The organism is Metabacillus sp. SLBN-84 (assembly GCF_053629595.1).
The window spans coordinates 1,135,814-1,149,985 of the sequence record NZ_JBRJIP010000001.1; the positions used below are offsets into that span (position 1 = coordinate 1,135,814).

The 14,172-nt window shown below is 43.8% G+C and carries 14 protein-coding genes and 1 other annotated feature; of the genes, 8 read left to right on the forward strand and 6 right to left on the reverse strand.

Annotation, left to right across the window (positions count from 1 at the left end):
• Positions 1–217 precede the first annotated feature (217 nt).
• Positions 218–1,288 (forward strand): catabolite control protein A, encoded by a 1,071-nt coding sequence (gene ccpA / locus RKD52_RS05580; RefSeq protein ID WP_454098983.1) that lies wholly within the window; start codon positions 218–220, stop codon positions 1,286–1,288.
• Between the two features lie 42 nt (positions 1,289–1,330).
• On the opposite strand, the gene RKD52_RS05585 is transcribed toward ccpA, so the two are convergent.
• The 3 genes from RKD52_RS05585 to RKD52_RS05595 are packed head-to-tail and all read right to left on the reverse strand — an operon-like array spanning position 1,331 to position 3,816.
• The gene (locus RKD52_RS05585) at positions 1,331–2,503 is read right to left on the reverse strand and encodes an acetoin utilization protein AcuC (RefSeq protein ID WP_369734593.1); all 1,173 of its coding nucleotides are present in this window, start codon (positions 2,501–2,503) and stop codon (positions 1,331–1,333) included.
• Positions 2,500–3,144: an acetoin utilization AcuB family protein gene (locus tag RKD52_RS05590; protein ID WP_454098984.1), complete on the reverse strand. Its 645-nt coding sequence runs from the start codon at positions 3,142–3,144 to the stop codon at positions 2,500–2,502. Before RKD52_RS05590 ends, RKD52_RS05585 begins: the two co-directional genes overlap by 4 nt.
• Before the next feature lie 39 nt (positions 3,145–3,183).
• Positions 3,184–3,816, reverse strand: a complete 633-nt coding sequence (locus RKD52_RS05595; protein ID WP_454098985.1) for a GNAT family N-acetyltransferase — start codon at positions 3,814–3,816, stop codon at positions 3,184–3,186.
• A gap of 162 nt (positions 3,817–3,978) precedes the next feature.
• Here RKD52_RS05595 and acsA point away from each other — a divergent pair, with 162 nt between their 5' ends.
• Positions 3,979–5,697, forward strand: a complete 1,719-nt coding sequence (gene acsA, locus RKD52_RS05600; RefSeq protein WP_454098986.1) for an acetate--CoA ligase — start codon at positions 3,979–3,981, stop codon at positions 5,695–5,697.
• A 484-nt stretch (positions 5,698–6,181) separates the two neighbouring features.
• On the opposite strand, the gene RKD52_RS05605 is transcribed toward acsA, so the two are convergent.
• Together RKD52_RS05605 and RKD52_RS05610 are read right to left on the reverse strand one after the other, a co-directional pair.
• On the reverse strand, positions 6,182–7,207 hold the full coding sequence (locus RKD52_RS05605) for a hypothetical protein (protein WP_454098987.1): 1,026 nt from the start codon (positions 7,205–7,207) through the stop codon (positions 6,182–6,184).
• The gene (locus RKD52_RS05610; RefSeq protein ID WP_454098988.1) at positions 7,164–9,092 is read right to left on the reverse strand and encodes a transglycosylase domain-containing protein; all 1,929 of its coding nucleotides are present in this window, start codon (positions 9,090–9,092) and stop codon (positions 7,164–7,166) included. The genes RKD52_RS05605 and RKD52_RS05610 overlap by 44 nt, the downstream gene beginning before the upstream one ends.
• Before the next feature lie 131 nt (positions 9,093–9,223).
• Positions 9,224–9,445: a binding site (T-box leader), on the forward strand.
• 48 nt (positions 9,446–9,493) lie between these two features.
• Between RKD52_RS05610 and tyrS the strand changes: the two genes are divergently transcribed.
• Together tyrS and RKD52_RS05620 are read left to right on the forward strand one after the other, a co-directional pair.
• Entirely contained in the window at positions 9,494–10,759 is a 1,266-nt protein-coding gene (tyrS, locus tag RKD52_RS05615; protein ID WP_454098989.1) for a tyrosine--tRNA ligase, read from the forward strand.
• Positions 10,760–10,887: 128 nt separating this feature from the next.
• Positions 10,888–11,106, forward strand: a complete 219-nt coding sequence (locus RKD52_RS05620) for a hypothetical protein (protein WP_454098990.1) — start codon at positions 10,888–10,890, stop codon at positions 11,104–11,106.
• Between the two features lie 90 nt (positions 11,107–11,196).
• On the opposite strand, the gene RKD52_RS05625 is transcribed toward RKD52_RS05620, so the two are convergent.
• On the reverse strand, positions 11,197–11,592 hold the full coding sequence (locus RKD52_RS05625; RefSeq protein ID WP_454098991.1) for a MerR family transcriptional regulator: 396 nt from the start codon (positions 11,590–11,592) through the stop codon (positions 11,197–11,199).
• A gap of 227 nt (positions 11,593–11,819) precedes the next feature.
• On the opposite strand from RKD52_RS05625, the gene RKD52_RS05630 reads away from it, so the two are divergent.
• The 4 genes from RKD52_RS05630 (at position 11,820) to RKD52_RS05645 (ending at position 14,166) form a co-directional block, all read left to right on the forward strand.
• A complete protein-coding gene (locus tag RKD52_RS05630) occupies positions 11,820–12,398 on the forward strand; it encodes a sugar O-acetyltransferase (protein WP_454098992.1) in 579 nt (192 codons plus the stop codon).
• 152 nt (positions 12,399–12,550) lie between these two features.
• Positions 12,551–12,925, forward strand: a complete 375-nt coding sequence (locus RKD52_RS05635; RefSeq protein ID WP_454098993.1) for a cyclophilin-like fold protein — start codon at positions 12,551–12,553, stop codon at positions 12,923–12,925.
• A 138-nt stretch (positions 12,926–13,063) separates the two neighbouring features.
• Positions 13,064–13,273, forward strand: a complete 210-nt coding sequence (locus RKD52_RS05640) for a DUF6440 family protein (RefSeq protein ID WP_454098994.1) — start codon at positions 13,064–13,066, stop codon at positions 13,271–13,273.
• 605 nt (positions 13,274–13,878) lie between these two features.
• Positions 13,879–14,166 carry an RNase A-like domain-containing protein gene (locus tag RKD52_RS05645; protein ID WP_454101150.1) on the forward strand — a complete coding sequence of 96 codons (288 nt, stop codon included), beginning with the start codon at positions 13,879–13,881 and terminating at the stop codon, positions 14,164–14,166.
• Positions 14,167–14,172: the final 6 nt, after the last annotated feature.

A 14,172-nucleotide genomic window follows, 5' to 3' on the forward strand; every position in this document is an offset into this window, starting at 1 on the left:
CCGCGGAGGAGAGAATTCTTGAATCCGCACGGCACCCTGATTTTGTTTTGCTTGCAACATCATGAGGTTTTATTTATGATAGAAAACAGTGCTGTTTATGAAAAACTTTGCTCATTTATGAACAAATACGGTTATATTGCGTAAAAACGCTGTAAATAGATTGCTTACGTTTTCATAGTATCGTATCATTATGTACATATAAATTCATAATGATGACATGTTACTTTCAATAATTGTAAATGCTAACTATACATATAGATGGATTTCGAAGGAGTGTAGGAAAATGAACAATATCACGATTTATGATGTAGCCCGTGAAGCAAATGTTTCCATGGCTACAGTATCAAGGGTTGTAAACGGCAACCCGAATGTAAAACCGACAACGCGCAAAAAGGTATCTGAAGCCATAGATCGTCTCGGCTACCGCCCAAATGCCGTTGCACGGGGACTTGCCAGCAAGAAAACAACGACTGTAGGGGTTATCATTCCTGATATCTCAAGTACTTTTTATGCAGAACTTGCCCGCGGAATTGAAGATATTGCAACTATGTACAAATACAATATTATCTTGAGTAATTCAGATCAAAACCGCGACAAAGAACTTCACCTGCTGAACACGATGCTTGGGAAGCAAGTAGACGGAATTGTCTTCATGGGCGGAAATATTACAGACGAGCATGTGGATGAGTTTAAGCGCTCCCCTGTGCCGATCGTTCTTGCTGCCTCTGTTGATGTAAATGAAGTGACGCCTTCAGTAAACATCAACTATGAGCAGGCGTCTTATGATGCTGTGTCCATGCTGATTGAAAAAGGCCATAAGCGCATTGGTTATGTAACAGGACCAATGGAAGAGCCGATTAATAAAGAAATGAAAATGAAAGGCTATCTGCGTGCCCTGTCAGAAGCAGGCATCGATGCTGATGAAGCGCTGATCACAGAGGGCGACTATACGTATGATTCTGGCCTTGAAGCGTTTGAGAAAATCAATGAGCTTTCTGATAAACCGACTGCCATCTTTGCGGGTACAGATGAAATGGCGCTTGGAGTTGTACATGCCGCTCAGGACCTTGGCTATGTGATTCCAAATGATATTGAAATCATCGGATTTGACAACACGAAGCTTGCATCAATGGTCCGCCCTAAGCTGACAACCGTTGTTCAGCCGACTTATGACATCGGAGCTGTAGCTATGCGTCTGCTGACAAAGCTGATGAACAAAGAAGAAGTGGAAAATCACATCGTTGAGCTTCCGCACCGCATTGAAATAAGACAATCGACAAAATCATAATTAAAAGGCATGAATCCCTTCGATTCATGCCTTTTTTCAGGTTTAAAGAGAATGCCTGTCTTTCGTTTTGTTCTGACGGATCGGAAAAAGAGCTTTAGCAGTTGTCTGGGCATTTTTCTCTTCGATTTCAAGCTTTCTCGGGATGGCTTTATAGTCATCCTTGGAATCGTGCCAGAAGGAAGGAAGTGTGACAGGTGCTTTTGACTGCCACTGTTCAATCCATTCGATAGGCAGATTTCCTTCTGCAGGCAGATTCTTCATCTGAAGCCAGATCATCGCCCATGCCCTTGGGACAACTCTCCAAATGTCATACCCGCCGCCCCCGACGGCAATCCATTTCCCTCCGCAGTACTCATCAGCGATTTCCTGAGCCAGCTTAGGAATTTCTTTGAAAATAGCGGTTGTTGTCGCGAAATGGGTAAGAGGATCATAAAAGTGTGCATCTGCCCCGTTTTGGGTAAGAATCACATCAGGCTTAAAGAAAGCGGCAACCTCCCGGATTGACTGCCTGTAGGCATCCATCCAGGATTCATCTTCAGTAAAGGCATCAAGCGGTACATTGAACGAATACCCGTAGCCCTGTCCTGCGCCGCGCTCGGTCACATTGCCTGTCCCAGGAAATAAATAGCGTCCGGTTTCATGAATGGACAGGGTGCAGACGGAAGGGTCATCGTAAAAAGTCCACTGCACGCCGTCTCCGTGATGAGCATCAGTATCGATATACAGCACTTTCGCCTGATACTTTTTCTGAATGTACTTGATTGCAACAGAACTGTCGTTGTATATGCAAAATCCGGAAGCCTTGCCGCGGAAGCCATGATGAAGTCCGCCTCCAAGATTCAAGGCTCTTTTGGATTTTCCTTCCATAACATGCTCGACTGCTGCAAGCGTGCCTCCGACAAGAAGTGCTGCGGCGTCATGCATGCCCGGAAAAATAGGTGTATCTTCCGTTCCAATTCCGTAATTCATTGCCTCTTTTTGATCGAGTTCTCCCGCTCCTGCCTTTTTTACAGCTTCGATGTACTTTTTGTCGTGAACGAGTGCAAGCTCTTCATCAGTGGCCATTCTCGGAGCTGCGAGCTCGTCATCAGACAATGCATTCATCTTTTTCAGCAGGTCATAGGTCAACTCAACTCTCAGCTGGTTGAACGGGTGGTCCTGGCTAAATTTGTACTGCTGAAAAAGAGGGGAGTAGATGAAGATATTTTCTTTCATGACGAAATCCCCGGTACATTAGGCCACAGAACAGTATAGCCTTCTTTATCAAGCTCCTCAATTAAAGGCATCGGATTCATTGTCTGAACTCTGAAGACGAGAATCTTAAACCGTTCGTCCTGATCAGGATAAACGAGCACACTCGATATATTCACATTGTGTCTGCTGAAAACAGCTGCTGCTTCTGAAAGAACTCCTGATACATTCGGAACTTTTACTTCAATCTGAGAGCCGGGCTGGTCAGCGCCTGTCAGCTGAACAAATGTATGGAGAAGATCCGTTTCGGTCACAATCCCCACTAGCTTTCCGTGTTTGATAATCGGTAGACAGCCAATTTTATGCTCATAGAAAATAGACGAGATTTCTTCGACAAAATCAAGCGGATGTCCGGTAATCGCATCTGTTTTCATAATGGATTTAAGCGGTTTATCAAGTGTTTCCCGGTCATTGGTCAGTTCGAATATGGAAGGGCTCGCATCCTTTATGTCCCTGTCTGAAACGATGCCGGAGAGCATATCGTTTCCTGACACAATAAGAATATGGCGGATCCGGTGTTCAGCCATTTTTTCGATGGCTTCAGCAATGGTTGCATCCGGCGGAAGCGTAACGACGTTTTTATTCATGATTTGTTCTACGATCATTCTTATTACCCCTTTGTTTTAAAGCATGAACGAAACATATCAGTACATAAAGCGGTTTTTGAATCTCAATTGGTCAAACTGCTGAACGGAGTCCTGATCGACTCTTTTTCCGATTTTTGCCATCAGGCAGTTTGCAGGATGAGAACTGATTTCAGGTTCATCTGTCGCATACCATTCAAGGCCGCCTGCATTCATCATCTTCTCCATGACTTTCCTGTATTCCCATACATTCAGTCCGGTTCCTTTTAGATCCCAGTGCCAATAGTACTCGGTTGTAATGGTGATGTAATCCTCCATGGCATCATCCATCATCGAAACTCTCAGAAGGTTTTTTCCCACCGAGAAGCCCCGGAATTCAGGTATGACTTCAATCGCACCAAGTTCAATCAGATTTTCCATCTTTCCTTCTGACCATCTTTCAAGAGGGTCAGGATACAAATATGTAACATACCCGACAATGGTATGGCGATTTCTTGCAATAATAATCCGGCCTTCGGGAAGTCCCGCTATTTCAATCAGCGCCTTGTGCTGCTGCTCAGGCTGCCTAAAAGCCACCAGATCCTTGTGAAATTCAAGTCCTGCCAGTTTTTCAGGCTTAATGGGTCCTTCTATAATAAGGGGGCCAAAAGGAGTTTTAATCTCTTTTGCGTTGTACGTTTTCGGGTGTTCCATTCATTCACCGCCTTTTTATTCTGCTGAACTATCATCTATTATACTAGAAAAAATAGAAAATAAAGCGTTTACACGAAAAAACCGGGATTTTTTTAAAAATTGAGAAAAGATAGAAACTGTTCTATAATAGAGGATGTATACACTGAACAAGGGGGAATTAAGATGAAGTTGGAAGCGCTGCCAGCAGCAAAGGGGAACCACAATCTTGAAGACTACCAAAAAACCTATGACCAATTTGACTGGTCTGAGGCAGAAAAAAACCTCTCGTGGTCGGAAACAGGAAGAATCAATGCTGCATACGAAGCAATTGACAAACATGCAGAATCTTTCCGGAAGAACAAGGTTGCCTTGTACTACCGGGACCCTGAAAGAGAAGAGAAGTATACGTTTAAAGAAATGAAAGAACACTCAAATAAAGCAGGGAATATCCTCCGTCAATGTGCAGATGTTGAAAAAGGCGACAGAGTGTTTGTCTTCATGCCGAGAACGCCTGAGCTTTATTTTACCGTCCTTGGAGCCATCAAACTGGGTGCCATCGTAGGTCCTTTATTTGAAGCATTCATGGAGGGGGCAGTAAGCGACCGGCTGAAAGACAGTGAGGCTAAGGTCATTGTGACAACGCCTGAACTGCTTGAGCGGGTTCCGTTCAACGATCTGCCTGCTTTAAAGCATGTTGTCTTAGTCGGAGAAAATGTAAATGAAGACGGTCCGTACATAGATTTCCTTACAAGAATGAAAACCGCGAGCAAGAAGCTCGAAATAGAATGGGTGGAAAAGACGGACGGACTTCTGCTTCATTACACGTCCGGTTCGACAGGAAAACCTAAAGGCGTGCTTCATGTCCATCAGGCAATGGTCCAGCATTACCAGACAGGCAGCTGGGTTCTTGATCTGAAGGAAGATGACGTTTACTGGTGCACAGCAGATCCAGGCTGGGTAACGGGTACAGTCTACGGCATTTTCGGACCATGGCTACACGGTGCATCAAATGTCATTGTTGGAGGCAGATTCAAGCCTGAGCATTGGTATGAAACGATCCAAAACTATGGCGTTACCGTCTGGTACAGTGCGCCGACTGCCTTCCGCATGCTGATGGGAGCAGGAGACGAGCTTGTTAAACAATATGATTTGAGCTCATTAAGACATGTTTTGAGTGTCGGAGAGCCCCTCAACCCTGAAGTTGTCAGATGGGGAGTAAAAGTGTTTGATAACCGGATCCATGATACGTGGTGGATGACTGAAACAGGCGCTCAGGTGATCTGCAACTACCCGTCCATGGAAATTAAACCAGGCTCAATGGGCAAACCGATTCCGGGTGTCGAGGCTGCCATCGTGGACGACCAGGGAAATGAAGTGCCGCCGTACCGCATGGGCAACCTTGCGATTAAAAAGGGCTGGCCTTCCATGATGCACGCGATCTGGAACAATAAAGAAAAGTACGAATCCTATTTCATGCCGGGCGACTGGTATGTATCAGGTGACTCTGCCTATAAGGATGAAGACGGCTATTACTGGTTCCAGGGAAGAATTGATGACGTCATAATGACTTCCGGTGAGCGCGTAGGGCCGTTTGAAGTGGAAAGCAAGCTTGTCGAACACCCTGCCATCGCAGAAGCAGGCGTCATCGGCAAACCTGATCCGGTCCGCGGCGAGATCATCAAAGCGTTTGTCGCCCTTCGCGACGGCTATGAGGCGACGGATGAGCTCAAAGAAGAAATCCGCAACTTCGTCAAAAAAGGCCTTGCTGCGCACGCGGCTCCGCGCGAAATCGAATTCCGCGACAAGCTGCCTAAAACACGCAGCGGAAAAATCATGCGCCGCGTCCTGAAAGCATGGGAACTTGACCTTCCGACAGGTGACTTGTCGACGATGGAAGATTAAAGAACTAATAGAACAAGGAAAATCCGAACTGAGGTAATTAGTTCGGATTTTTTCTGTTGGGAAGGATTTTGGTTTGTGATACCACTTTCTTGGTGCTTGAACCTTGGTTTGTGTCGCCACTTGGCGGAGTGCAGGCACTCTCTCGAGGGTAGAAGCTTCGTTGTGGCGCCATTCGGTGGAGTGGAGCCACTTTCTCGGTGGTGGTACCTTTATTTGTGGCGTCACTCGGTGGAGTACAGCCACTTTCTTGGTGGTGGAATCTTCGTTTGTGGCGTAACTCGGCGGAGTGTTGCCACTTTCTCGAGGGTGGAATCTTCGTTGTGGCGCCACTCAGTGGAGTGTTGCCACTTTCTCGGTGGTGGAACCTTTATTTGTGGCGCCACTCGGTGGAGTACAGCCACTTTCTTGGTGGTGGAATCTTCGTTTGTGGCACCACTACCTGAATCTAAAAAAGGATGCCCGCTGCGGGCATCCTTTTAAATCATCATCCATTCGGTTTTTCAGGCGGTGTCTGAGGTTCGCCAGGTGGTTTTGCCGGCTCTCCCGGTTTTGGTTTTTCAGGCTGAGCCGGCGGCTTAGGCTCCGCAGGCTTTGGTTCAGACGGCTTCGGTTCAGCAGGCTTAGGCACTGCAGGTTTTGGAGCGGCCGGTTTTTCTGCCTGGTAGCTGCCGCTTTTCACAATGGCGGAAGCAGGTGATTCTTTTCCGGCTACATCAACTGCTGTAACGTAGTAGGCTGCCGGAGAGCCGCCAAGTGATGCGGACAGGCTCTTGGAAGCTGGAATGCTGGCAACTTTTTTAAAGTTTTTAGAGAAGTTGCCGGCTGCATATACGCGGTATCCGATGACATCAGAATCTCCGCTTATGTTCCAGGCAAGAGAGCTGCCGCTTATTCTGACACCTGATACTTGCCCTGGAACCGCACCGTTGTCCCTGATCTCATTTCCGTCGGTGACGACAATTTTTCCCCAGTTTGTTTTGTTTGGCAGCAGTTCTTTTAAATCGCTGAAGCTGCTGAGGTTATGCATTTCAAGGATTTCCTTCTTCAGCATCGGACCCTGCTGGACAAATTCAGCCGGTGCAGAAGGCGGAACTTGGTACGCACGGTCTTTAACGAATACATATTTGCCCGATGTCAGACTGTCATCTGTCTTAGTAGGCACAAACTTGGCGTTGAAAAGATCTGTTGTAACCAGTCCTGCCTGCTGGCACATCGCTGACGGAAGATCGCCTGAAAGGGCGCAGTAGGACCTTTGGACAATTCCGCCCGGCATTTTAAATGTAGACTTTGGAGCGATCAGTCCAGGGTTTATTTCATGTGCAGCATTCATCATCTTCGACCATAGGAGGATGTTCCGCTTGCTGTAGGACATGCCTTTATACTCTTTATCCACTGATTTAGGTGTATCATAGCCAAGCCATGTTCCAAAAGACACATTTGGATTGGACGCTACAAACCAAATATCTTTATACTCCTGGCTCGTACCTGTTTTTTCCTGCCCAGTCTGCACTGAACGATAAGTAATTTTTGGCTGACGCCCCGGTTCCGGACTGTACAACATCTCTCATCATATCAATGGTAAGGTAGGAAGTTTGCGGTGTGAACACGTCAACAGCCTTTGATTGATGCTGGTAAATGACTTCTCCTGATTTTGTTTCTATTTTTTCAATCAGATAAGCATCAACAAATTTTCCTCCGTTTGCAAAGGTAGCATACGCGTTTACGTTCTCCTCAACTGTTACTCCGTTAGTCAGTCCTCCAATGGCGACAGCTGGTGCTCCGACATCTTTTTTATGGATATTGCTCATACCCATTTTCTTTAAATACTCGGTCGGATTTTGGTCCATAACCCTCATATATGATTTAATGGCAGGGATGTTATAGGATTTCTCAAGAGCAAAACGTGCACTTGTAAAGCCGTGGAACCTGCCGTCAAAGTTTTTGGGGCTCCATGTTCCGATCTGCATTGGAACATCAGCCAGAACGGAACCAGGCTGAAGTTTTCCGACTTCCATGGCAGGGGCATAGGCAAGGAGAGGCTTCATCGTTGAACCATTTGACCGGTACGAATCTGTCGCATGATTCGTCTCTGAAACATTGTGATCCCTTCCCCCGACAAAGCTGAGGATCTTTCCGGTTTTGTTCTCAATTAATACAGCGCCGACTTCTACCGGTTCCTGTACCTGAATCTTTTTGCCTGTTTCTTTATCAATCTTGTATTCTGGTTTGCTGTTGCCGTAATATTCATAGGATTTGGCAATGGCATTCATTTTATCATACATCGTTTTATTGACAGTGGTGTGAATCTTGTAGCCGTTTTGTCTTAGATTTCTGTCAGCTAAAACCTTGTATTCGGCATAGAGTTCTTTATTTTGCTTTAATTCATCGAGTTTACGGCCGTCTTTTTCCGCGAGCTGGGCAAGAAGAATATCTCTCGCGCGTTCTTCGATTTCGTAGGTGAGCCAAGGATATTCATCAACTGATGAGGGTTTTGCGGCTGTTAAGCTTTTTCTGAGGTCGAATTTGCTTGCTTCTTGGAATTCCTGCTGGGTAATAAAGCCTTTGTCATGCATGCGGCGCAGAACGGTTTTCATTCTTGATGTTCCCGCATCAAGATTTCCTTTAATTTCCCCTCTGTTTGTAAACGGAGTATAGCCAAACGGGCTTTGCGGAAGTCCCGCAATAAACGCAGCCTGAGGAAGGGACAGGTCTTTTGCATCGACTCCAAAAATGCCTTGAGCAGCTGCCTGTACTCCCGCGACATTTCTGCCTGATGCATTTCTTCCAAGATCCGCTACATTCAAGTAAGCTTCAAGAATCTCTTCTTTTTCAAAAAAACGTTCAAGTCTGAGGGCTAGCAGAATTTCTTTTGCTTTTCGGTCAAAAGAAACTTCATCGGTCAGGATCTGATTTTTGATTAGCTGCTGTGTCAGCGTGCTTCCGCCTGAGCGGTTAGCCGAGTTGGTTGCTTCCTGAAAAAGGGCGCGCATAATGGCTTTAGGAACAACGCCATCATGCTTATAGAAAAATTCATCTTCTGTCGCAATTACGGCATTTTTCACATGATCCGAAATATCCGCTAGCTTTACTTCCTGCCTTTCAATATCTGCCTGAAGCTTGCCGAGGTAAACATTATCCGAAAAATAAACCTGTGAGGTTTCTTCATAGTTGTAAATGTCTTTTTTCATTGAATTGTATGTGCGGAGAGGTTCATCTTTTACGAGAGAAGCAAAATACCCTGCTCCTACGCCCGCACCGAAAGAAGCCGTCAGTAAACCGATTACAATAAACACAAGCACCAGGTTCCAGATGACTCCATATGTAATGTTAAACCCTTTAATTGTTCTATGTTTGTAAGGCATCCATTTTCTGTACCACGTTCTAAGTTTATCCATGAGCGTATCATCCCCCTATACAATCACTTCATTATATCATATAAAAACGGTTCTTTTGTATGATCTTGTCAAATCGGGGCGGATCGTTTGACAAGTCATGCTGAGTTGTGGTAAAAAAGATTTATTATTATTTTATTGCTTTGATTGGAAGAAGTAGTGAACATCTCCCTGTCTCAGAAAGCTGATGGTCGATGCAAATCAGCACAAAGATGGATCATGAATTACCTCCAGGAGCTTCTTTTGTGAACGGCAGATCTGCCAATTAGCGGAAGACGGTTAAAGGCCGTTATCTTTTCGAGACGGGAAGCATGCTTCCCAAAGCAGGGTGGTACCGCGTATTCCACGCCCCTTCATTTTATGAAGGGGCGTTTTTGTATTTTATGAAAAAGGAGAGAAGCAAAATGAGTGAATTGCTCAAAGATCTTCAGTTCAGAGGATTAATTAATCAAATGACAGACGAAGAAGGCCTGAAAAAGGTGCTTGAAGAGGAGTCTGTTAAATTATATACAGGATTTGACCCGACGGCAGACAGTCTGCATATCGGCCATCTGCTTCCAATCTTAACGCTTCGCCGCTTCCAGCAGGCAGGACACCGTCCGATTGCCCTCGTAGGGGGAGCAACAGGGATGATTGGAGATCCGTCCGGCAAAAAAGCAGAACGTACGCTGAATACATCTGATATCGTCAAAGAATGGTCAGATAAAATTAAAAACCAGCTGTCACGTTTCCTTGATTTTGATCCTTCAGGCAAAAATCCTGCCGTTCTTGCAAACAACTTCGACTGGATCGGTTCAATGGATCTGATTACGTTCCTGAGAGATGTGGGCAAAAACTTCGGCATTAACTACATGCTTGCTAAAGATACGGTTGCATCAAGAATCGAATCCGGCATCTCTTACACAGAGTTCAGCTACATGATCCTGCAATCATACGACTTCTTGAACCTGTACAGAACAGAAGGCTGCAGACTACAGGTTGGAGGAAGCGATCAGTGGGGCAACATTACAGCAGGTCTTGAGCTGATCCGCAAATCAGAAGAAAATGCAAAAGCATTCGGTTTAACTGTACCGCTTGTAACAAAATCAGACGGCACAAAATTCGGCAAAACAGAAGGCGGCGCGATCTGGCTTGATAAAGAAAAGACAACTCCTTACGAATTCTACCAGTTCTGGATCAACACAGACGACCGCGATGTTATGAAATACATCAAATTCTTCACATTCCTTTCTCATGAAGAAATCGGTTCACTGGAGCAGCAACTGACAGATGCGCCGGAAAAACGTGCGGCACAAAAAGCACTCGCTGAAGAAATGACAAAGCTTGTCCATGGTGAGAAATCACTCGAACAGGCGATTAAAATCTCACAGGCACTTTTCAGCGGCAACATTAAAGAGCTGACTGGCGACGAAATCGAACAGGGCTTCAAAGACGTTCCTGCCTTTACAGTAGAAGAGAACGAAATCGGCCTGATTGACCTTTTAGTCAATGCCAAAATTTCTCCTTCAAAACGCCAGGCGAGAGAAGACGTATCAAACGGAGCGGTTTACATTAACGGCGAACGTGTTCAGGAAACAGACAAAGTTCTTGGAGCCGAAGACCGCATTGACGACAAGTTCACCGTCATCCGCAGAGGGAAGAAGAAGTACACGCTGATTCAGTATAAGTAATATGGGAAAGCCTCTATTTTATAGGGGCTTTTTTTCTTTCCAAAATTTACACTCCAAATCCTCTCCCAACAAGTTGTAAACGAACATATGTTTGCATATAATGAAGGGAGAGAAAAGGAGCTGACAGTATGAACGGATTAGTTGAGAGGTCGATGAATCAAAAGCTTCCGATTGAAATTATTTATCTTTCTGAAAAAGGAGCTTTGTCCCAGAGAACAATCGCTGTGAGGGAGATACGCGGCAGCTATGTGAAGGCGTACTGTTTTTCAAAGCAGCAGGTGAGGATCTTTAAAATAGAAAATATTTTGTCCGCCGGTGTGAAGGGAAAACGAGTAAATTATGCGTAGTTATAGAAAAACGGGTGGCGAAACAAAGAAACAAAACCTGGCTTTTTTCCATCTTTTTAAAGATAAAATAAAGGCAGGTCTCAGGCAAACCTAGACGTTCTGTTTATGAATATTCTCTGTTCCGGCGTCCATCGCAGTCTTGTAATACCAGCATTTATGATGAATGATTTCCATCGTCTTTTTCAGTTCTTCCATTTGAGCCTCTACACTTGCCTTACGTTCCATAAACATTTCATACCTCTGTTTTAATGTAGAATCTCCCTCAGAACACCAATCTATAAATGCTTTGATTTCTTTTATGGGCATTCCAGTGGATTTCAGGCATTCAATAATTCTTAAAGCTTCTATATCTGATTCCTTAAACACTCTTGTACCGCTGGGTGTCCGTTCTACAAAAGGCATCAGGCCTTCTTTATCATAATAGCGCAAAGTATATACGGTAAGGTTTAATTCCTTTGCTGCTTCTCCAATGGAATATGTATTCATGCTTCATCTCCTCCAGTATAAATTTAAAATTGCAGTTAACTTGAGATTTGTGAATTGAATCGTATCACGAGCTGTTTTGCGTGTCAAAAAAGTCATTTAATTGTTCAGTGCAGCTCTATCTTTACTCTTGACCTAGAGTTAACTATAAGGAATAACATGGAGACTGCAGGGGAGAAATAAGAAGTCGTAAATGAGCGTATTCAAACGTATTGACAGGGAGGATTATAATGGACATTCATGATTTTCTGGCGCACTTAAACAGGGGAGAAGCGGTGGAGGGACATTCAGAGATGCATCAGCTTATGCACACATTTTCTCAAGAAGCCATGAAGATAGCGGCTGAGTTAAACGGAGGTTACCGTACTCCCCAAGAAGTTCAGGAACTGTTTTCGCAGCTGATTGGTAAACCGGTGGATCCTTCATTTGCATTATTCCCGCCATTTTATACGGATTTTGGGAAAAACATTCATGTGGGCAAGAACGTTTTTATCAACTCTGGATGCCGCTTTCAGGATCAGGGAGGAATTACGATTGGCGATGGTGCACTCATTGGGCATAATGTTGTGCTGGCTACTCTTAATCATGACATCGATCCCGGAAAGCGCAGCACTTTGCATCCTGCGCCAATTACCATTGGCACCAACGTCTGGATAGGTGCAAATGCCACCATCCTTCCAGGTGTAACCATAGGTGATGGGGCAATTATTGCTGCTGGCGCAGTTGTAACAAAGGATGTGCCGCCAAATGTCATTGCAGGCGGTGTGCCCGCGAAAATGATAAAGAAAATAGAACCTGATCAGGATTAAAACAGACCTGTGAACTATTTTATATGGGGTGCCGGAATATGAGAATTTCAGTCCTCTGTTTGTTTCTCTGCAGCTTTGCCCTGACTGCCTGCACCGGCAGTGAAAGGGAACTTAGCCGGGAAAACTCACTTCAGGAAACGGGGAAGAGTGGTATGACAGATCAGATGATTGATGTGACACTAACAATTGGGGAACAGGTATTTTCTGCAAAACTTTATGACCATCAAACGACCCGGGCATTCATTGAGAAACTGCCCCTGAGTATGAATATGAACGATCATAATCGCAATGAAAAATTCTACAATTTTTCAGATGTTCTTCCTGAAGATTCAGAAGTGCCTGGAGAGATTTGGGCAGGAGATATCATGCTGTACGGAGATAACTGTCTTGTGCTGTTCTATGAAAGTTTCTCGAGTACTTATCGTTATACAAGAATGGGATTTATTGAGGACCCAGCGGGTTTTGCTCAAGCTGCAGGAGCGGGAGATGTAACTGTTGCTTTTGATCTGGCTGAAAATAGGAAGTAACAAGCAAAAGAAATGATTTAGACAGTTAACTGCAGGAAAAACATTTACCGGATAGAATAGAGAGGACATGCAGTTTAATTTAATTAGAAAGGAGAAAACAGATTGAGTATGGAAAAAATCTGTATAAAGGAGCGGTAAATGATGTTCAATAAAAAAGATAAAAATGCCAATAAACGTTTTGATGAAAAGCTGATACAGACCTCTCAGCATGGAAGCCTAATATCTCTATGGGTTGACCGTCAAACAGGTGTTAACTATTTATACACTTGGAGTGCGCAAGGCTGCACTCTCACACCTTTGTTAGATGAGCATGGTAAAGTAATAGTGGATCAGATAGAAGCTGATTAATTTTAAAGATGATCGTTTTTTACTATCCCTGCAAATGTAAGCGTGATTAGTGGCTGTTTGAAAAAAACTTTTTATAAAAGAGTGACATTTTTCGCGCAGTATAATGTACATCCGTGCCTATAACAGCAGACAAAGGCCCACTAAGCAAACTCAGATTGGGTTTAATCATGCAAAAAATCGTCTGCCCAAGATTTTTTAAAATATAGATTTTATCGATTCCGCAAAATCTTCCAAAACTGGCAAGGGGAGAATACATTATTCTAAAAGCTGAAAATAAACAAAAAACCCTAGACCTTGGTTTAACAAGGTTTCTAGGGTTTTTACATTGCTCTTTAAAGAGCGAATGAATTAACAAGAGTAGAACTCTATAGCTTGAAAAAACCTATTATTTTTAGGTTTTGAGAAAGACTTTTGAAAACCTTCACCAATTTGGGCAAATTTAACGAGATATTAGTAATTAACATAATAATAACTTTAAAGAATTAATTGACGTTCTAATAATTTCTATATTTTATAAATAATAGTAAATTAATCCATATATTAGACTGATATACCTATCGTAAAGACAATACAATAGGAGGATAAGATATGTATGTAGATCCAGGATCAAAAAAAGAGACTCATCTAAGTTCAATAGTCAAAGTACAGCTATTTCAGCAATAGAAAGTGCTTTGATTGCTAATTCTAACGAAATATCAAAGTGGTTGTTAGACGATAATGCTACTAGTTCAAAAAGCTTGACACATAAAATTAATTTTTCAATAGGTAAAGGTTATAGCTCAGGTGGATCTAGCCTAGACAAAAATCTTCAAGGTGTGTTTATGCTAATTAAAAAAGATAGGAACTCGGAGACTGGATTTAGCATAGTAACAGCATATCCTAGAAAACAATAAAAAGGA